This is a genomic window from Anaerobacillus alkalilacustris, from assembly GCF_001866005.1.
GTDB classification, from domain to species: Bacteria; Bacillota; Bacilli; order Bacillales; family Anaerobacillaceae; genus Anaerobacillus; species Anaerobacillus alkalilacustris.
The window spans coordinates 15,160-34,868 of record NZ_MLQR01000030.1 but is presented as its reverse complement, the minus strand read 5'-3'; the positions used below and the strand labels follow the sequence as shown (position 1 = coordinate 34,868).

The 19,709-nt window shown below is 34.4% G+C and carries 27 protein-coding genes; 26 read left to right on the top strand and 1 reads right to left on the bottom strand.

What is annotated here, in order from left to right; all coding sequences use genetic code 11:
* The first annotated feature begins 111 nt into the window (after positions 1–111).
* The 23 genes from BKP37_RS12740 to BKP37_RS12640 all read left to right on the top strand — a co-directional run bounded on the left by BKP37_RS12740 (position 112) and on the right by BKP37_RS12640 (position 17,063).
* The gene (locus BKP37_RS12740) at positions 112–672 is read left to right on the top strand and encodes a tyrosine-type recombinase/integrase (RefSeq protein ID WP_071309991.1); all 561 of its coding nucleotides are present in this window, start codon (positions 112–114) and stop codon (positions 670–672) included.
* 292 nt (positions 673–964) lie between these two features.
* The gene (gene terS / locus BKP37_RS12735; RefSeq protein ID WP_071309990.1) at positions 965–1,690 is read left to right on the top strand and encodes a phage terminase small subunit; all 726 of its coding nucleotides are present in this window, start codon (positions 965–967) and stop codon (positions 1,688–1,690) included.
* Between the two features lie 2 nt (positions 1,691–1,692).
* Positions 1,693–2,376: an HNH endonuclease gene (locus tag BKP37_RS12730; RefSeq protein ID WP_071309989.1), complete on the top strand. Its 684-nt coding sequence runs from the start codon at positions 1,693–1,695 to the stop codon at positions 2,374–2,376.
* A gap of 21 nt (positions 2,377–2,397) precedes the next feature.
* Entirely contained in the window at positions 2,398–2,658 is a 261-nt protein-coding gene (locus BKP37_RS12725) for a hypothetical protein (protein WP_071309988.1), read from the top strand.
* A 38-nt stretch (positions 2,659–2,696) separates the two neighbouring features.
* Positions 2,697–2,990 carry a hypothetical protein gene (locus BKP37_RS12720; protein ID WP_071309987.1) on the top strand — a complete coding sequence of 98 codons (294 nt, stop codon included), beginning with the start codon at positions 2,697–2,699 and terminating at the stop codon, positions 2,988–2,990.
* Between the two features lie 103 nt (positions 2,991–3,093).
* Positions 3,094–3,420, top strand: coding sequence for a hypothetical protein (locus BKP37_RS12715; protein ID WP_071309986.1), 327 nt, complete (start codon positions 3,094–3,096; stop codon positions 3,418–3,420).
* Positions 3,417–5,165 carry a terminase large subunit gene (locus BKP37_RS12710; protein WP_071309985.1) on the top strand — a complete coding sequence of 583 codons (1,749 nt, stop codon included), beginning with the start codon at positions 3,417–3,419 and terminating at the stop codon, positions 5,163–5,165. The genes BKP37_RS12715 and BKP37_RS12710 overlap by 4 nt, the downstream gene beginning before the upstream one ends.
* 4 nt (positions 5,166–5,169) lie before the next feature.
* A complete protein-coding gene (locus BKP37_RS12705; protein ID WP_071309984.1) occupies positions 5,170–6,429 on the top strand; it encodes a phage portal protein in 1,260 nt (419 codons plus the stop codon).
* Positions 6,419–7,069, top strand: coding sequence for an HK97 family phage prohead protease (locus tag BKP37_RS12700; protein WP_071309983.1), 651 nt, complete (start codon positions 6,419–6,421; stop codon positions 7,067–7,069). Before BKP37_RS12705 ends, BKP37_RS12700 begins: the two co-directional genes overlap by 11 nt.
* A gap of 22 nt (positions 7,070–7,091) precedes the next feature.
* Complete coding sequence (locus tag BKP37_RS12695; protein ID WP_071309982.1) at positions 7,092–8,372, top strand: phage major capsid protein; 1,281 nt, start codon at positions 7,092–7,094, stop codon at positions 8,370–8,372.
* A gap of 66 nt (positions 8,373–8,438) precedes the next feature.
* Positions 8,439–8,633 (top strand): hypothetical protein, encoded by a 195-nt coding sequence (locus BKP37_RS12690; protein WP_071309981.1) that lies wholly within the window; start codon positions 8,439–8,441, stop codon positions 8,631–8,633.
* On the top strand, positions 8,633–8,911 hold the full coding sequence (locus tag BKP37_RS12685; protein WP_071309980.1) for a hypothetical protein: 279 nt from the start codon (positions 8,633–8,635) through the stop codon (positions 8,909–8,911). The genes BKP37_RS12690 and BKP37_RS12685 overlap by 1 nt, the downstream gene beginning before the upstream one ends.
* Positions 8,911–9,222, top strand: a complete 312-nt coding sequence (locus tag BKP37_RS12680) for a phage head closure protein (protein WP_084034692.1) — start codon at positions 8,911–8,913, stop codon at positions 9,220–9,222. The genes BKP37_RS12685 and BKP37_RS12680 overlap by 1 nt, the downstream gene beginning before the upstream one ends.
* Before the next feature lie 3 nt (positions 9,223–9,225).
* The gene (locus BKP37_RS12675; protein ID WP_071309979.1) at positions 9,226–9,675 is read left to right on the top strand and encodes an HK97-gp10 family putative phage morphogenesis protein; all 450 of its coding nucleotides are present in this window, start codon (positions 9,226–9,228) and stop codon (positions 9,673–9,675) included.
* Positions 9,672–10,076, top strand: coding sequence for a hypothetical protein (locus tag BKP37_RS12670; RefSeq protein ID WP_071309978.1), 405 nt, complete (start codon positions 9,672–9,674; stop codon positions 10,074–10,076). Before BKP37_RS12675 ends, BKP37_RS12670 begins: the two co-directional genes overlap by 4 nt.
* On the top strand, positions 10,069–10,656 hold the full coding sequence (locus BKP37_RS12665; RefSeq protein ID WP_211271453.1) for a hypothetical protein: 588 nt from the start codon (positions 10,069–10,071) through the stop codon (positions 10,654–10,656). Before BKP37_RS12670 ends, BKP37_RS12665 begins: the two co-directional genes overlap by 8 nt.
* 42 nt (positions 10,657–10,698) lie before the next feature.
* The gene (locus BKP37_RS12660; RefSeq protein ID WP_071309976.1) at positions 10,699–11,034 is read left to right on the top strand and encodes a hypothetical protein; all 336 of its coding nucleotides are present in this window, start codon (positions 10,699–10,701) and stop codon (positions 11,032–11,034) included.
* A 158-nt stretch (positions 11,035–11,192) separates the two neighbouring features.
* On the top strand, positions 11,193–11,336 hold the full coding sequence (locus tag BKP37_RS20145) for a hypothetical protein (protein WP_169823138.1): 144 nt from the start codon (positions 11,193–11,195) through the stop codon (positions 11,334–11,336).
* On the top strand, positions 11,317–13,035 hold the full coding sequence (locus BKP37_RS12655; RefSeq protein ID WP_071309975.1) for a phage tail protein: 1,719 nt from the start codon (positions 11,317–11,319) through the stop codon (positions 13,033–13,035). Before BKP37_RS20145 ends, BKP37_RS12655 begins: the two co-directional genes overlap by 20 nt.
* Positions 13,032–13,739 (top strand): distal tail protein Dit, encoded by a 708-nt coding sequence (locus BKP37_RS12650; RefSeq protein WP_245712518.1) that lies wholly within the window; start codon positions 13,032–13,034, stop codon positions 13,737–13,739. Before BKP37_RS12655 ends, BKP37_RS12650 begins: the two co-directional genes overlap by 4 nt.
* A 1-nt stretch (position 13,740) precedes the next feature.
* Positions 13,741–15,300: a phage tail spike protein gene (locus tag BKP37_RS12645; protein WP_071309974.1), complete on the top strand. Its 1,560-nt coding sequence runs from the start codon at positions 13,741–13,743 to the stop codon at positions 15,298–15,300.
* Positions 15,281–15,421, top strand: a complete 141-nt coding sequence (locus BKP37_RS20140) for a hypothetical protein (protein ID WP_169823137.1) — start codon at positions 15,281–15,283, stop codon at positions 15,419–15,421. Before BKP37_RS12645 ends, BKP37_RS20140 begins: the two co-directional genes overlap by 20 nt.
* The gene (locus BKP37_RS12640) at positions 15,384–17,063 is read left to right on the top strand and encodes a M14 family metallopeptidase (RefSeq protein WP_071309973.1); all 1,680 of its coding nucleotides are present in this window, start codon (positions 15,384–15,386) and stop codon (positions 17,061–17,063) included. Before BKP37_RS20140 ends, BKP37_RS12640 begins: the two co-directional genes overlap by 38 nt.
* A 210-nt stretch (positions 17,064–17,273) precedes the next feature.
* Here BKP37_RS12640 and BKP37_RS12635 read toward each other — a convergent pair whose 3' ends face one another.
* A complete protein-coding gene (locus BKP37_RS12635; RefSeq protein WP_071309972.1) occupies positions 17,274–18,032 on the bottom strand; it encodes a DUF4393 domain-containing protein in 759 nt (252 codons plus the stop codon).
* A gap of 114 nt (positions 18,033–18,146) precedes the next feature.
* On the opposite strand from BKP37_RS12635, the gene BKP37_RS12630 reads away from it, so the two are divergent.
* From BKP37_RS12630 to BKP37_RS12620, 3 genes are read left to right on the top strand one after another with little or no spacing between them, the layout of a single operon-like run.
* Positions 18,147–18,890, top strand: coding sequence for a DUF2971 domain-containing protein (locus BKP37_RS12630; RefSeq protein WP_071309971.1), 744 nt, complete (start codon positions 18,147–18,149; stop codon positions 18,888–18,890).
* A 44-nt stretch (positions 18,891–18,934) separates the two neighbouring features.
* Positions 18,935–19,378: a hypothetical protein gene (locus BKP37_RS12625; RefSeq protein ID WP_071309970.1), complete on the top strand. Its 444-nt coding sequence runs from the start codon at positions 18,935–18,937 to the stop codon at positions 19,376–19,378.
* A gap of 18 nt (positions 19,379–19,396) precedes the next feature.
* Positions 19,397–19,609 carry a hypothetical protein gene (locus BKP37_RS12620; RefSeq protein ID WP_071309969.1) on the top strand — a complete coding sequence of 71 codons (213 nt, stop codon included), beginning with the start codon at positions 19,397–19,399 and terminating at the stop codon, positions 19,607–19,609.
* The last annotated feature ends 100 nt before the right edge of the window (positions 19,610–19,709 follow it).

Genomic DNA, 19,709 nt, shown 5'->3' with positions numbered 1-19,709 from the left:
TTGTCTACAGAGCATTTAATATAAGTGCTTTGCAGAGAGTATTAAGTAAAGAAGCTGATAATAATGCAGCTTCTTTTATTTTATATTTAGAAAGGGGAGTAGCTGGATGAAATGAATTTTGTACAGCCGATTAGAGATCCAGATGTTATTGAGGGAATTAAACAATATCTTAGATTAAGAAGTATGCGAGATTATTTATTTTTTTGTTTTGGTATTTATAGTGGACTAAGGGTAAGTGATTTAAGAATGCTTCGCGTTGGAATGGTTAGAAACAAAAAGCATATAAAGTTAATCGAGCAAAAAAATAAGAAACCTAAGAAATTTATTATCCATCCTAAGATACAAGGTGATTTAGAAAAGTTTATTTCCGGAAAAAGAGATGATGAATTTTTGTTTGCGAGTAGGCAAATAAAAACAAAAAGTAAATTAAGAGGTCAACCGATTGACAGAAGCACAGCTTATAAAATGTTGAATAAGGCAGCACGTGAATTTGGACTAGATGAAATAGGTTGTCATACTTTGAGAAAGACATGGGGCTATCACATATATATGCAAAATCCACACAATTTAGCGTTACTAATGGAAATGTTCGGACATAGTAATTTACACATTACATTGCGCTACATCGGTGTCACTCAGGACATGGCAGATGCCGCCACAATAAGGCTTTAAGTAACGTTTTAGTAACACTTAAATAACTCAATGTGGCACTACTATTTTAAGAAGTAATAAAAACTTAGAATTTACAAGAATTTAACCCTTTTTTATAAGTTCAACAGAATATAGGTTATGGGTTAGTGTAGAACCATATTTTAGGAGAATTTAACCCTTTTTATACAAGTGTAAATTAGTAGTTTTACTCTTGTTTTTTTATGCTGTTTAAACGATTTTGAAGGTACCTGAAAGACGTCATTTTAAAAAACGTGAAAACAAACTCAATTCGGTTGGAGGTGGGGTGTATGACTTGTCTAGAGAGCCTAGTCCTAAACGTTTTGAAGCTTTAAAAATTTGGTTGAAAAGTGGTCGAGAAAAGAAGTTAAAAGAGATTGCCGAAGAACTTGGAATAAGTGCAAGCCAAGTGAGAAAGTGGAAGTGCGTTGATCGGTGGGATGAAATTCCTGATACTCCATCGAAACGAGGAGCACCTTATCGTAATAAAAATGCGGTTGGAAATAAAGGTGGCGGAGCTCCAGAAGGAAATCAAAACGCATATAAACATGGCATGTTTGCTAAGTGGCTACCTAATGACCAAGAGACTAAAGAGATTTATGCAGCTGTAAGAGAAGGTATGAGTACTTTAGATATTTTGTACGAAGAAATTCTAATTAGTTTTACAAACTTTATTCGAGCACAGAAGATAATGTTTGTTAAAGACATTAACGATGAAACTAAGGTCCTTAAAAAGCAAAAGAAGCAGCTTGAAAATCAGAGAGTTGATACTGATGAAGGGTCTAAGATTGAGCAGTATGAAGTATTTGTAGAAGAAGAGTGGGAATATCAACATGCTTGGGATAAACAAGCAAAATTACTTACTTCGCAAGCAGCAGCAATGAGAGCTTTAACAAGTAAGATCAAGCAGTATGAGGAAATGATTAGATCGATGCCACCAGAAATGGTGAGTGAAGAACATCGTTTAAGAATGGATAAAATGAAGGCTGATATAAAAGCAGCAGAAGCAAAGGCGTGGTAACAATGGCAAAACATCCAGTGTTAAAGACATTTTATAATTCTGATAAGTGGATTAATTTCAGACTTGGATTAATTAATGAACGTGGAAATAAATGTTCTCGATGTAAACAAACTATTGCAAAGTCGAAAGACATTATTGGTCACCACAAAATTGAATTAACTCCTGAAAATGTTCATGATAATATGATTAGTCTAAATCCTGAATTAGTCGATCTTGTTTGTTTTGATTGCCATAACAAAGAGCATAATCGGTTTGGATATTCTGGTCAAAAAAAAGTGTATCTGGTTTATGGTCCACCACTAAGCGGTAAATCTACTCTTGTAAAAGAAAACATGCAGCGTGGAGATATAGTAGTTGATATGGACCGCCTTTATGCAGCTGTTACATTATTACCTGAATACGATAAACCCGACAATTTATTATCGATTGTAAGAGGCATTCATAATCAAATGATCGATAATATTAAAACACGTTACGGGAAGTGGAATAACGCTTGGATTATTGGCGGATATGCAGACAAATACAAACGTGATCGAATAGCCAATGATTTAGGTGCTGAGATTATCTTTTGTGATGTAAGTAAAGACGAGTGCTTAAGAAGATTGAAAGTAGATGCTGATAGACAATATCGGCAGCAAGAATGGGAAGGGTATATTGAGAAGTGGTTTGAGAGTTATACAGTTTAAAAGTAGGAGGAGAAATTTGAAATGGAACAACAAAATGAGAACAAATTTATTATAGATGTTGGCATGAGAGATGGACGGGTAATCTCAGCTTTAGTAAATGATGAACAGCATAAAGAACTGATATCAAAATTTAAAAACTTTGAACGGGGACCTATTGTAGCTGGTGACTTAGCTATTTGCGGTAGAGACATTGTGTATGTTAATAAGGCTATTCAATTAATTTCGTTTGAGCCTCTAAAGCCAATAGAAACTAAAGGTTTTCTTAGCAGATTATTTGGTTAGGCATACTTAAAAGTAGTTAGAGAGTGAGGTGCAAAAATATGAAAAGTGAATTAAAAAAACGAATGGCAAAAATGTATAAAGACACTTGGGATGAAGAACTACCAGCGATTAACCGGAATATAGAAATAACCAAACAAAAACTAGAATATTTAACAAATGAATTACATGAGAAAGAAACCTTGGCAAAGGAGATTAAAGAGACCTTCAACCTAGAAGTTGTGGTTAATCCCTTAGAACACGGTCTTTCCGAGAGGATTATCAGTTCAAACGGAGTGGATTTAGACAGATCACTCATACCTTCTAGAAAATTAGTTGATAAGGTAAATATTTAACCCCCCGGCAATCAAGGGATTTTAGCCTCTCCCAGGACCGTAGGGGGAACTCAATTTTCACACAGACTGGATTTTTTGAAATTCGTTGGAGGTTTGATAAAACATGTCTAAAAAGGCCGAGTATCAAAAAGAGCTCAAGAAATTAAATGAGATCTTTGCTGATATCGATGAGTCGAAACGAAAATTAGTTGAAGGTCTAATTGAGGATGCGGCTTTCCTCAAGGCTGAGAATTTCGTTTTAAAAGAGACTCTAACCGAAATAGGTATGGTAAACTTCCATCCACAGCAAAAGCATCTACAAAAACCAATAGAAGCCGCTAAACAATATTTAAAGAATGTAAACAGTTATTCAATTATCATCAAAACTTTAAATGGTGTATTAAATAAAAATATTATTGATGAAGATGATGATCTGAGTGATTTTGAATGATCCAGGGTCAAAACGTTTGGGCTCATCCGTACACTTATCAAGGAACATATTCCTTTTTACTAGAATATGTTGATAAGTGTAAAAAAGGTGAGATTATCATTGGCAATGAATTAATGATTCAACTTGATATTCTTATGGAATACTTTGATAACCCTGAAATAAAAGTTGACTTTGAAGATGGCCATAAACGCATTAAATTTATAGAAACTAAATGCAAGCACTTTGAAGCTCCCTTTGCTGGCAAGCCGTTTTTACTTGACATATTTCAAAAAGCCTTTGTTGAGGCTATTTATATTTTCAAAATATTTGATGAGGAAATTGATCGTTGGGTCAGACTTCATCAAGATGTATTGTTTGTCGTTGCTCGAAAAAATGGAAAAACACCTTTAGTCTCAGCGCTTTGTCTCGCTGAGTTTTTTTGTGGTGAAATCGGTACTAGGATATTATGCTCAAGCAATGATTACGAGCAAGCAGATTTGATGTTCCAAGCAATCAACTCTATGAGAGAGGAAAGTAGATCGCTCGAAAAAGTGACAAGAAGTAATATCAAAGGAATTTTTTTTGGTAACCCAAAAAAGCCTAAAAAAAATGGCAAGTTTAGTTACAAAAACAAAGGCACAATCAAAAAAATATCAGCTAAAACAGGGGCAAAAGAAGGGAAAAACATTAAAATTGGTGCAGTAGATGAGGTTCATGAATTAAAAGATAACACATCCACTATGCCGATTAGACAAGCTGTTTCAACACAAGATGAGCCTCTTTATATTGAACTAACTACAGAAGGTGTTATCAATGATGGTTACTTAGATGAGCGATTACGTGAAGCAAGACAAGTCTTAAATGGAGAGATTGAACGTCCACGATGGTTAATTTGGCTTTATACGCAAGATAGTGAACAAGAAGTTTGGCAAAATGAGAAATCTTGGGTTAAATCCAATCCTGGTTTAGGTGTGATAAAGAAACGTAGCTTTCTCAAAAAAATGATTGAAGAGGCTAAGACAAGTAAATCCATGCGTGTCTTTGTTTTATCAAAGGACTTTAATATTAAGCAAAATAATGCTACTGCTTGGCTTTCACCAGAAGATATATTAAGTGAAGATAATTTTGAAATTGAAGATTTTCGAAATGCATTTGCAATAGGCGCTGTTGATTTATCAAAATCCGGTGACTTAGCAAGTGCTAGAGTCATGATGATGAAACCAGGTAGCCAAAAGAAGTACTTCTTACAAAAATATTTTATTCCTGAATCGAAATTATTAGATTTACCAAAAGAAGAATTTGAAAAGTACCAGGCTTGGATCAGGAAAGATTTAGTCATTGTATCACCAGGAAATGAAAATGATTTTAGTCTTGTAACTGCTTGGTTTGTGAAATTGTATAAAGAGTTTGGAATTCGTTGTTATAAAGTTGGTTATGATAAATGGTCTGCAATCTATTGGGCAAAAGAAATGGATTCATATGGATTTGAATGTGTAAGAGTATCCCAAGAATTTGGCAGCATGTCTGAACCTATGAAACTAGTAGAAGCCGATTTAAAAAGCAAGCTTATTAATTATAACAACAACCCTATTGACAAATATTGTCTTGAAAATACGGCTTTGAATATCAATACCAAGCAAGAGATTATGCCAGTGAAAGTACAAGGAAAAGAAGAGAAGAAAATTGATGGAGCTGTAACGATGATTATTGCCTATAGAGTGTATATCGATAACAGAACAGAGTTTCTTTCTTTGGTTGGGAGGTGATGAATTGGGTTTTAAAGAGGTTTTTAGAGGTCTTTTTACAGGGAAAGAAGATAAAAATATGCAATATGCTAGATTGTTAGATGGTTCAGCTCCAATTTTTAGTCAATTTGGGAGAGATATTTATGCATCAGATGTTGTCCAAACAGCGATTGATTGTATTGCTACTGAGTGTAGTAAATTACGTCCAAAACATATACGGACTGATCAAAATGGAATGCAGTTAAATATAAAAGGGAGCCTAAACAGATTATTAAAATTCGCTCCAAATGAGTTAATGACAACTAAAGATTTTATAGAAAAAATCGTTTGGTTACTGTTTATGAATTATAACGTTTTTATATATCCAAAATATGACATTATCACCAATGAAGATGGTTCTTTCAAAAGACGAGAATATACAGGTCTATATCCCTTAAATCCAACACAGGTGGATTTCTTACAAGATGAAACAGGAACTTTATTTGTGAAATTTATGTTTTCAAGTGGCCAAAGCTATACATTGCCCTATTCAGATGTAATACATTTAAGAAAGAAATTTTCAGTTAATGAAATTATGGGTGGTGGGGTTAATGGTCAACCTGACAATAATGCTATTTTAAAGGTTTTAGAAATTAATAATACCGTATTGGAAGGGTTAGAGAAAGCTATAAAAACAAGCCTATCTATAAGAGGTATTCTTAGAATAAATACGATGTTAGAAGATAATAAGCAAGCCAATGAAAGAAAACGATTTGAAAAAGCTATAAAGGACAGTGAAAGTGGAATTGTAGCTATGGACTTAAAGGGCGATTACATTGATGTTAAGGCCAATCCTAAAATAATTGATAAAGATACAATGCAATTTTTACAGGATAAAGTTCTGAATTATTATGGAGTTTCTGTCCCTATTCTTACAGGAGACTTTACCGATGAGCAATACCAAGCTTTTTATGAAAAAACTCTTGAACCTATCATTATTAGTTTGGGCCAAGCATTTAGTAAAACTTTATTTAGTAATAGAGAACTTGATGTAGGAAATGAAATTGTATTTTACCCTCAAATGCTCTTATTTACAAACACAAAAAATAAAATCGCTGTCGCGGATATTTTAGGTAATCGTGGAGCTTTAACAAATAATGAACTTTTACAATTGTTTGGTTATCCGCCATATGAAGGTGGAGACGTTAGGCAAAAAAGTCTTAATTATATTGATGTAGATATTGCTAATAAGTATCAGATGAAAAAATCTGGAATGAAAGAGGAGGTAAAAATAAATGAACAATAAAATTATGCGCTTTAAAGAGTCGGATGAATTTAGAGCTTTAGAGCCTACAGAAGATAATGGTCATATTGTTGAAGGTTATGCAATTGTCTATGATGAGGAAACGAATATCGGTGGTTGGTTCCGTGAAAAGATCTTATCCGGAGCACTAGATGGTGCAGATCTTAAAGATGTACCAATGTTCATTCATCACGAGCGCAGAAAAATACCATTAGCTAGAAGTCGAAATAATAATTCAAATTCAACCTTACAGTTAAAGCCTGATAATAAAGGGCTTTTTTTTCGTGCTGAATTAGATGTAGAGAATAACTCTGAAGCAAGAGCTCTTTATTCAGCTGTTAAAAGAGGTGATATCTCTGGGATGTCTTTTGCCTTCACAATTAAAGAAGAAAACTGGAGAGATAAAGATAGAGATGTTCCACTAAGGGAAATCGTTAAATTCAATCGTATTTTTGAAATTTCAGCGTTATCAACCCCTCAATACCAAGGGGCAGATATAAATGCTCGGAGCGAAACACTGGATAGTGCGGATAAGAAGGCATTGGATAATGCACTTCGCTCAAAGGAAACGGATGATTCCGAAAACGAGATAAAAGAAAGAGAATTAAAGCTCGCAAAAATCAAATTGGAAAAGTTATATTAAAAAACTGGAGGTATAATCAAATATGAAAAATTGGTTAAAAAAACAATTAAAGGCTAAAGAAGAGGCAAGAACAGCATTAAAAGAAAAAGGTAAGAAAAGCGAAAATGTCGAGGAAGTTCGAAGCATCACTGATCAAATCGAAGTCTTAGATGCTGAAATCACTGAGTTTAGAACTCAACTTGATGCTTTACCTGATGATGTACCAGAAGGAACTGGAGAAGGTGAAGGGGAAATTCGTAGCACTCCACAAGGACAATTAAATGTAGTTGGAACATATGGTTTAGGAACACAAAATACTGATGTACAAAAACGCGAGAATGATCTAGAAAAAATGTATGAAACTCGTGGAGCAGCGTTAAAAGAAAAAAGATCAGTTACTTTTGAAATTGACGAAATCCCTGAATTACGTGCTGTATCAATCGGTGGTGGTTCTTTGGTTGTTGAAAAGAAGTACAGCAACACCCTTAATGATAGATTTAATGAAGTTTCTTCATTGGTTGATGTTGTTAATGGGGTTCCTCTTATTGGTGGCGAAAGTTATACAAAGGGATTTGAAGTTTCAGCTGGTGAAGGGGATTACACCACTGAAAACGGAGAGTACAAAGATGCTGAACCTGTATTTGATTATGTGACAATCAATAAAGCAAAAATTACAGCTTATGCTGAAATGACGGATGAGTCTATGAAGCTACCAAACGTAGACTATCAATCAAGAGTTGCTAAAAGCATTGGTGAAGCTCTTAGAAAGAAAATCACAAAACAAATTATTGTTGGCCCGGGTGGGGCAAACGCCTTAACTGGTATTTTTAATGCTCCAGCAAATGTAATACCAACATCTACAGACATTGAGATTTCAAATATCGATGCTGACACTTTAGACAAAATTGTATTTAGCTATGGCGGAGATGAAGAAGTAGAAGGTGGTGGTTACTTAATTCTTAACAAAAAAGATTTGGCGGCTTTTGCAGCTGTTAGAGACGCTAATGGTAAAAAGCTATACAAAATTAAGAAGAACGGTAACACAGGTACTATTTCATCTGATGGCAGCTTTGAAATCCCATTCATTATTAACAGTGCTTGTGCACCACTTTCTTTAGGGTCAACAGAAGCTGACACATACTGCATGGCGTATGGAATGGTACATTGTTATGAAATGCCAATCTTTTCACCAGTTACAGTTGAAGAGTCAAGAGACTTCAAGTTTAGAACAGGTCAAATTGCTTACCGGGGATCAGTATGGGCAGGTGGTAACGTAGCTATGCATAAAGGATTTGTGAGAGTTAAGAAAAAAGTTACAACTTAATATTAACTGAATATTGAGAGGGTATCTTTGGTGCCCTCTTTTATTTGATGTAAGGTGGTGATCTCATTGGCAAGAAGAAAAAAAACGGATGAATTAGTTGAAAAGATCATAGAAAAAGAAGATGCTATCTTTTTTAGAGCAACAAAACCGTTATCTACGCAAGAGCACGAACAGTTATCTGAGAAAATTCGCTATGAAAATGAAAAAACAGGTTTGGATATTGTTTTAGTACCATTTAGTTGTGAAGTCGGTGATAAATAATGACCGATGAAGAATTAATCGAAGAATGCAAAATAGGTTTAAATATTTCACTTACTAATACGTCTCTTGATAAAATTTTGAATCAAAAAATTTTAGCCGTTAAATCATTTATGCGAATAGCGGGTGTTACTGAAGCTCAAATGGAAGATGATTTAGCAGTTGGTGTTATTGTTATGGGTGTAGCTGATATTTGGGAACTTGAAGGCGGTAAAGCTAAATTTTCTCCAGTTTTTAAAACACTACTTACTCAATTAACCTATGCTAGTGAGGTGGAGTAATGGGCAAAAAGAAATATTTAATAAAACTTATTGGATCTACTTCCTACACAAATGATAAGGGCGATGATATTGAGATACCGACGGAAAGACAAGTTCTTGCTGAACGAAAATCTATACGTCAAAGTGAATTTTATCAAGCAGCAGCTACGGATTTAAGACCTGAATTAACGTTTGAAGTATGGTCCGACGAGTATAACGAAGAATATAGCCTTAATTATAACGGTAAAATTTATACAATTATTCGAACGTTCGACAAAGACGAAAAAAACACTGAATTAATTTGTAGTGGACTGGTAAATAGGACGGTGTAAACAATGGCGTTACCTAAATCAGTTACTAAGATTAAAAGAGATGGCGTTGAATTTGTTTCCAATGTTGATCGAGCGCAATATACACTTACTGAATTAACAAGAGCGGCATTAAGAGACTGTGCTAAATTAATCCGTAAAAGAATGATAGAAAAGCTTAAAAAGTTACCGGGTATGAAAAGGAACAGACGTTTATATCGATCATCTCAATACTGGGTAAGGCGTAGAGAAGGAGATTTACTAATTGGGTTTAAACACAACACGTGGTATGGCGCGGATTCGGAGTTAGGAAAAAATGGTCAGCCAGGAAGAAATATTTTACGTGAAACGGTATACGAAAACATTGATGAAATCCGTAAAATACAAGGTCAATATCTCTCTGCAATTGAAGATGATAACAGAGCTATAGGGTTAATCAGTGAAGAAGAATACCAGAGTGGGGATGGTCCAGAATGAATAATTTGAGAGAAACTTTACAATCTTTATTAAAGTCTATTCATCCTGACATCATTGTGGGCGAAGAGAGTATTTCTAGAGTTTATTTCCAATACTCCTCATCAAAAGCAATATTTCCCTATATAGTATACGATTTACCTAATTCATTCACCGATGAAGAACAAGAAATTTTCAATTTAGATATGGATATTTACGATAATCAATCTGATTCAACTAATCTAGAGCAACTAACAAATCTATTTTGGAAGAAACTACACTATTATTCTTACATTGACGATAATATACAGTTTACTATTTATAGAGAAAATCGTTTGCCGCCATTTGATGAAGATAAGAGGTTAAAAAGACGAAAATTAATATTTCAACTGCGTTACTATGACAGGGGGTTAAATGATGAATAAGCTTTTTTCAGGCTTTACTAATAAAACAGCGGAAAACTTACTTCTAGATGCTGGAGCTTTTTTTAAGAATTTTATTGTAGGAACCGACACCTTTGAAAGTGCGGTTACTGCAGGGAAGCTACTGGGAGCAACAAAAGGCGGCGGACAATTTTCAGCTATTCCAGAAATAAGAAATGTAGAGGTTGACGGTGTAAAAGGTAAAGCTGAAGGTATGCAAATGATCGATAGTTGGGAAGTTAAAATGTCAGCAAATATTATCGAGATAACAAAAGAAGTGTTAGCGGCAGCTATTGGCGCTAGTGAAATAGATACAACTACAAGTGAGGACTACGATATTATTAAGGGTAAAACCGAAATTGAGCTAAGTGACTATATCGGTAATATCACATATGTCGGTAGAAAGTCAGGTTCTAGTGAACCCATTATTATTCAAATTTACAACTCATTTAATAAAAATGGTTTAACCTTACAAACTCAACCGAAAAACGAAGCGGTTGTAGCACTCGAATTTGAAGGTCACTTTAAACCTGAAGAATTAGATAAAGTTCCATTTGAAATATTTTATCCAAAAGCTAGTTAAATAAGGGGCGTAACTGCCCTTTTTGTATTGGGGGAATTAATTGTGATTGAATCGGAAAAAGGATTTGATATGTTACCTTATATGGTTGACATATTCGATAAATTGAAATTAAAAGAGTATATTAAGAAGAATTTTATTAGAGATGTTAAAGGAAAAAATGTAGATAATTTGCAGATTGAAAGCGGAATTGATTTATTTTCTTATGTATTGAAGAACTCTCCAAAGATTAAAGAAGAATTTTTTAACATTGTCGCAATTGCAGAAGACAAGAAAATAGAAGAAGTTAAGAAGCAACCTTTAATTCGTACAATATCAACAATAAAAGAAATCTTTTCAAACAAAGAATTGACAGATTTTTTCAAACAAGCTATGCAGTAGGTGGGTATGAAGAAACCCTTCATTTACTGCATAGCTTTTATTCTTTTGATTATGTTAGTAAGTTACCTCTAAATAAAATCACACGGTTACTAAAGAAAGCATTATACAAAAGAGAAGAGAATAAAGCATGGCAACTGTATTTAACGAAATATCCTAACATGACAGAAGAAAACTATAAATCTTTTGAAGAATGGTACAAGCCTTTTACAGAAATTCCGAAATCAGAGGAAGAAATTCTTAAAGACGTAAAAGGGATATTAGACACCTTTAAGAAAGAAGGTGATGAGCATCGAAATTTTTAAATTATTCGGCAGCATTATGGTTGATTCTGATAAAGCAAATAAAAGTATCTCAAAAACTGAAAAGAATGCCAAAGGCCTAGGCGGTCGATTTGTCGATGGCGTTAAAACTGCAGGTAAATGGGGACTTGCCATAGGTGGTGCAGCAATCGCAGCGGGCGGAGCTATGTTTGCCATGGCAACTAAAGCAGGAAATGCAGCAGATAGATTACTTGATTTAAAAGCAATCACCGGTATGTCCACAGATGAAATTCAACGTTGGGAAAAGGTAACAAAAGTTGCTGGGGTATCTGCTGATGCAATGACAAACGCATCACAAAAGTTGACTAAATCATTAGATACTATGGCCAATGAAGGTGGAAAAGGTAGTGATGCTCTAGAAACCTTAGGTTTGTCTTTTGAAGAAATATCAAATATGGACGCCGACTCTAGAATGGATGCAATAACCAAATCATTATCTGAAATCGAAGACCCAACAGAAAGAGCAAGAATAGGTACTGATTTACTAGGTGGTTCATGGAAAGAAATAGCCCCTGTCGTTGATATGGGAGCTGAGGCCATGGAAAAGGCTAAAGCTTCAGCCAATATAATCAGTGAAGAAGATTTAAATAAAGCAAATGATTTTCGTATAACTGTAGCAGAAATGAAAGATCAAGCTGAATTTTTATTTATGTCCTTAGCATTAAAAGTTATTCCAATTATGCAATCACTGATGGATTGGATACAGGCGCACATGCCACAAATAGAAGCGATTACTTCTAAAGCTTTTGAAATCATTTCACAAGTAATAGATGTAGCCGTTGATATGTTTAAAACACACTTAATTCCGGTTTTTCAATCAATGAAGGATTGGGTAGTAGAAAATTTACCAGTAATTCAAGCATTCTTTGAAACTGCCTTTTCTTATATACAAGAAATAATACAAGTTTTTGTAAATTTAGCGCTAAAATGGTGGTCAATTTTCGGAGATACCTTAGTTAAAAATGCAAAAACAGCTTTTAATACAATTGTAACAGTGGTTCAATCAATTTTTGGAATTTTAAGAGGATTACTTGACGCTTTCATTGGTCTTTTCACTGGAGATTGGCAACGAATGGGCGACGGACTGAAATTAATTTGGGAAAATCTATGGAACGGGATTAATGCTTACCTAAGCGGCGTATGGAATATACTAAGCACCACTTTTTCAAATTTGTGGGGTCATATATCCGGGTGGTTTACAGGATTAAAGGGCGACGCTTTACAGTGGGGGAAAAATATGATTGATGGTTTTGTTGATGGTATAAAATCCATGGGAACGAAAGTCGCACAAGCAGCAGAAGATGTCGTTAAAAAAGCTGGTGAATTTTTAAAGTTCTGGTCACCTGCTAAAAAAGGTGAAGGTCGTTTTATTGTTCATTGGGGACGTAATATGATTGACGGTTTTTTAGACGGGGTAGAAGATATGATACCAGAAGCACAATCTACAATGAATGCAGTTGTTGGATCCATGCAACCAGGAAGCACTTCCAAAAACGGTAGCATTATTAACAGTAACAGTAGTACAAGAATGGAAGAATTACTTATTGATTTAATACAAGCGGTTAAAGACGGTCAAGTTCTAAATATTGATGGGAAAACTTTTGCAAAAATAACAGGTGACTACACGGATATTGAGGGTGGAGTACGAGTTAGAAGATCACAAAGGGGGCTCGCTACGTGATATTTGGAATAAATTTTAATGGTAAACATTCCTATAATAATTTCGGCATTACGTTGGCCCCTGGCAAAACAATTGGGATACCTAGTAAAAACAAAATTTTTGTCACTGTTCCATTTTCTAATCAAAAATATGATTTCAGTGAGTTATATGGAGATCAAACATACACGGAGAGAACATTAACGTATTCATTCAATATTAAAGATCAATCAAAAAAACATATGACAACAAAGAAAACTGAAATAATAAATTGGTTAATGAATAGCAATGGCAAACAAAAACTTTATGATGATACAATACCAGGTTATTACTTTTTAGCAGAGGTGGAGGACGAATCAGCTTTTAATGAAAATTGGGAAGATGGCATTTTAACAGTTAATTTCGAAGCGTATCCTTTTATGATTGCAGAATATCCTGAAGGGCATGACATATGGAATGAAATCAACTTTGATTTAGATGCATTTCAGCCCGTTGAATTTGAAGTTAACGGACCTACTGATGTGACATTGTTAAATGTGGGTACACCTGATATAACACCAATAATAACTGCATCCGATGATATGGTTGTTGAAATGAATGGTGTTATTTTTAATGTCCCAACAGGAGAATCAAAAAGTAAAGATTTCGTATTAAAATCAGGGGAAAATTCATTACACATTGACGGTAATGGCTCTATTTCTTTCCTTTTTTATAAGGAGCTGATTTAGTTTGTATAAGATTAAAATTATTAATGATGGTGTAGAGACTGAGATACACAACCCCTATGTAAATGACATAAAGATTGCTAATGGAGTTATTAAGACTGAAATTAACGCTATAGATTCCTTTAATTTTTCTTTTTACATGAATAATCCGGGATACGGAAAAATCAAACCTCTAAAAACGTTTATAAATGTTTTTAATATAAAAAAAGGTCAAGTAGAGTTTGAAGGTCGTGTATTAGGACCAAGTGAAAACATGGACGAAACAGGCCTTCATAGTGCGGCGTATGAATGCGAAGGAGAACTAGGATATTTACACGACTCGGTTCAAAAACATATGGAATTCCGTGGCACGCCATTTGAGTTATTTAATGAAATTATTGAATATCATAACTTACAAGTGGAAGATTATAAGAAGTTTGAAGTTGGAGAAATGAACGTTACAAATTCAACTAATTATTTATATCTATATTTATCTGCAGAGCATGACACATTTCAAACTTTAAAAGAAAAGTTGATAGATAATATAGGCGGCGAACTCCAAATTCGAAAGGAAAATGGGGTTCGTTTTTTAGATTATTTGGAACGAATAGGTGAGGATAAGGAAACTGAAATACGAATAGCAAAAAACTTAAGAAGCATGAGTAGGGATGTGGATCCCACTGAAATCATTACAAGATTAACTCCATTAGGGGAGCGAGTTGAGAGTGAGGATCCAGAAGCTACAGATGCTTCACAAGCTCGACTGACCATAGAAACAGTTAATAACGGAATCCCATACTTGGATGATGAAATTTTGCAATCTGAATTTGGAATTCAAGGTGGTTCTATTACTTGGAACGATATTACTCTTCCAGAAAACTTATTAGCAAGAGGATTAGAATGGTTATCTAAACAAAAAGTAGCGTACGTTCAATATAAGTTAAGCGCTATTGACCTTTCTTTAATAGGGTTAGATATTGATTCATTTGAGAAAGGGAATTCATACCCTCTTAAAAACCCGATAATGGCTATTGATGAAAGATTGAGAGTTATTGGCAAATCGTTAGATATAAATAACCCACAAAACGCAGCGTTAACTATTGGTGATAAGTTCAAAACTTTAAATCAATATCAATCTGATATGAATAGGTCAGCTCAAACAATAGTTGATCTAGAAAGCAGAGTCACTAAACAATCGGAAACAATAAATAATTTAAAAACTGAACTTATTGCCGTAGATCAAGCAATACAACAAGTCAAATTTGACTTAGAAGAAGGGGATTTACCAGCTCTAGAGGATGCAATCAATAACTTAAATCATGCTGTAGACAACCTCATTGAAGCGATTGATGAAATTCCTATCTATGATATAGCCACTCCTACAGAAGATGGCTTAATGAGTGCAAATGATAAACAAACACATGACTTAATGAAGGAAAAAACTGATTTAATCAGTATTACTTTTAATACTGATTTGGATAGTATTAGAGAAAAATTTAACCTGATTAATGTTTTAAATGAAGTAGACCTAGATGATATTGTGTCGAGGTTGGAGGCGTTAGAGAATGACGGAGATCCAGAGTAGGGCACAAAGAATTGCAGAAGCATCTGAAAAGATAAGGATTAAATCAGAACAATTGAGAAACAAATTGAGAGGGGATGATTATATTGCCGATACCTCAAAAGATACAGGAACTAGCAAATAAGGTTCGTAATGCAATATTTGGAAAAGACGTTCGTGAAGCCATTGCTGAGGCACTCGAAGAGTCGGGGAAAACTTCAGCTGAAGCACGAGAGATAACAGAAGCACTCCTTGACGGTAGTTTTGACCAAGGACTTTTAGACACAGAAATACGTGAAAAGTTGCAACAATTAGAGCAAGATTACGCTCCACAGTTAACTGATCTTGGTGTACAGTTGGCACATACTATGACACAAGTTGACACGGTGCAAGTCAAAGCAGATAACAATGCAAGTATGTACTGGCAACCGCCTACACAACTTCCAGCAAGAAAGGATCATGCGAATTACTTTTTTGATACGTTTGGAAGTAACGCAGATGGGTTTATTAACAATTTGTTCGAACCATTGCGATTAGCTAATATAAGCCATTTAACACGAACGTCTTTAGGTAAAGATGCAAGCGGAACTTATGATGTGTGGAGATATGTGTTCACACCTAAAAAAATCAGAAAAACTTTAATTTTAGGTGCAGGGATACATGGCGGGGAATTGACTGGAATATTAGCGGTGTACCTTTTTTTAAAGCATTTAATGGAGGATTGGCACAAATACCCGCAGTTGGCTTATATCCGTAATAACGTAAGATTGGTTATTCTCCCAATTCAGAATCCCTGGGGAGTTTCACAACCACATCCTCGTGTAAGACAGAATTCAAATGGTGTTGATTTAAACCGCAACTTCGACTACAAGTGGAGCGAATACGCAGGAGCTTCAACACCTTTTGGGCATGATTATAAAGGCACAGCACCTTTTAGCGAGATTGAATCACAATATATTAGAGATACGCTAAACACTTATTCAGATGCAACTGCCTATCTTGACATTCACAATTTAGGAAGCGCAAGTCATGATTACGTTGCTTATAACTCTATAAACGCAACAAACCAATTCATTTACGATGATTTAATTAATTTCTTAGTGCGGGATATCGCTACACCAGTAATCAATAATAGTCAGCAAGATACCCCCAGTGCCTATAATTATTCCTATCATGTTAAAAAGATTGTGAGTGGTAATCCTGAGTGGGCAGACGGTAGATACGGTTCCACATACGGCAGTGTTGAATTGACTAAAGCATTAGAATGGTTCGGGAATATTATCATTCAACACGCTAGACAAGATGTATTTACACCTAATGAACCATTTGTGATTGAAACGCATTTTGAAACTGGGACGACAACCATTACGATTAATAGCACAAGTTTAGTGGAAATCAATCAATTTAAGTTCATTTTCACCCCACCTAGCGATGGTATTTTGTTATTTGAGGGTGTAGTTACCGTTAAAAGTAGTGATCCAGCTTCAATTAATACTTTCAACCCATTTATAGGACAGGAGAGTACAGACTTTCAGTACGGATTTTCAGGTACTATTAACCGTTTTGAGGTATATTCCGAAGGTGACAAAAGACAAACGATTCCTTTTTACTCACAAACATACCTAAAACGCGATAAAGTGGCGAGTGTTGGAATACGTGCAAAAACAACTGTTGGCACAGTAACGATATACAGGTATAGAGGAAGAATAACCTTTATACCATCCGAAAAGGCAGACAGGTTAAAAGTATATAGTGCTAATACAGGTACATGGGTGCAAGAATATTAATACACAATCGGACAATACTGTGACATAACTTTTAGACATAAAAAAACTTTTAAGAAGTAAAAAAACACCCTTGAAATAGTGGGTGTTTTTTACTTTAATTTTAAAAAGGAGATAAAGAATGAGTGAAATTATCTTGGTTATTTTAACAAGCATGACAGTTTCTATTGTAGTTAATTTATTTATTAGGAACAGACGTAAAAAAGAATGAATTTATAAACAGACATTAATGAACGATTGCCCTAAAGGTGTTATCCTTATAATTCCTTCTTGCATTTCTATTCTAGTTACTTCAGGGTCTTGGTGGTTACTAACGTTCTTATAGAAAGTAGAGTCACGAAAAGTAGTGTAATTGTGCTTCTCTGAATAGTTTTCTTCATACGATATAGAAACTAATCCTAATCGATGTAAATTGGTAATTGAAGCGGCGTTTTCATTACCAGTAATTATGTCTGTGTAGTGTCCAAGGAAAACATTTGTCTTTAATAATAGATAGCCCTTCCCATTAAGGTGGACAGATTTAAACTGTACAATGGGATGATTATTCCTTACCTTAAAAAAAGTTAAGTTCTTTGCGTCATCAGGAGATATTTGCTTTATTATTTCAACAAATGCATGATGTACGTTTTTTGATTTGGTTTTATCCATTGAAGCAGCAATTACGCTCGCGAACATTTCCCTTAATTTTTCTTCTTCGATGTAATAACGAGATGCTTCCAAGGCGGGTCCTACTACGCTCATAGGCGGTTCTTGTAGGTTGTTTTCATTGATTTTCAATATTTTTTGAGCAACTAAATCTTTATAATGAGCCGTTTCAACTTCATGTTTAGCCTTTTTAAGCTCAGCAATATGGTTGATCTTACCGAAAGCTAAATACCAAAGGTCATCAAGGGTCTGCATTGGAACTTTACTACCATTAGTTGCAATAGTAGTAACGAATGAAGTAATTGCTGAAGTGATAATTGGATCCATGGTTTCACCCCCATTCTATCAAATATTGACAAGTATACACTACTTTTTACAAATTTTGTTGTATAATCGTAATATCTTACTTAGAAACAAATCTCAGATTGTGAGGAGAGTATTATGAATAAAAGAGGGATCATAAAAACGTCAGATTTAACACCTGAAACAAAATTATACAGATATATGAGTTTAAATCAGTTTATGTCATTTGTAGAGTGTAAAAAGATTTACTTAACAAAGGTAAAAAAATGGGAAGATACATGGGAAGTTCCTGGAAGTAAATTACCGACTTTAAGAGATGACGGAAGATTGGAGTACCCTATTTGGGAAATTACTGAAATCATGCACGGTATGTGCTTTAGTTTAAATAAAGAGTCCGATGCTATGTGGAGAATTTATTCCCCATTTAGGGATGGGGTACTCATAGAAACTTCAGTCCTAAAAATTGAATTGTTACAAGAAATTCAATATGGTTTTCTGGCGCCAGTAATCTATTACGACGATTTATTAGAGGCACTCAATAATTCAATTGAAAACAATGAATATAAAAGTCCGTTCTCCCAGGCATATCTTAAAAGAAGAGCATTTGAACACGAAAATGAAGTAAGGTTAGTTACAGTTAACGATGAAGGGTTTATCAAACCAAAACAAGAAGATAATGACTTTATATATCTAAATCTCGAGCCGAGCGATTTTATTGAAAACATAACTATAGATCCTAGAGCTGACGGATGGTATGTTGAAATGTTTAAAAAATACTGTAACAGACTAAATTTAATCGATCCAAAAAAATCTACGTTATATTCAGGAGTCTATGAACAAGCTAAAATTGCTATGAAGTTTTTACCTTTAGATAAAAAATAAGATAGAGATTGCTGTAATTATACAAGAAAAGGTTGTGCCAATTTATGTTTGAATTTTTATTTGAAGTAATAATCACTGCGATTATTACAGCTGTAATAATCGTCCCGGTTGGTTTTTTCATGTATTACTCTATTTATTACAAAGTCACAAATAGAGATAAGATTAAACAACAAGTTTTAAGTTATCTAGAAAATGCAAATGTTGCTTTTGATACTACTGACAAAAGTTATCATCGATTGATTATAAACGATAAAAATAAGGCATTTGAAGTTGAAAATCTACCCGTTTATCCTTCTGCTAAAGCTATAATGGATTATATGTTACAAACCGAGGTTATACAAAGAGGCGTTAAATATGGTTTTAAATATGACGAAACCTTTTTTAAGTTAATATTAGGTGACTTAATGATGGAAGGAAGAGTCACGGCAATTCGTGATGAATCTACTGACGAAATGATAGGGTATAAATTTTTAAGCCATCAAATTTAAGGGAAGTGCTATGCTATTATGACAACTTCAAAAGATGTAGAAAAAGTGTTATCTGAAATGAGGGACAATACAATAGCTCAACTATGGCTTAAAAACGACATAGTTAAGATGCAACTAGCGGTAAGTTATGACGAATGCTCAGATGATCTCGACGGTGATTATATGTCATTATATGACCACGTTGAGTATCACATCGACAACGCTAAAGAATTAAACATGCCTGTCAAATAACTTTACGAACAAATGTTCTTTATTGACTATCACTTTTAAAAAGTGATATGTTAAAATGGAAGTAGGTTAGTTGGGGTAGCTCCCCGACTTAAACGCACCT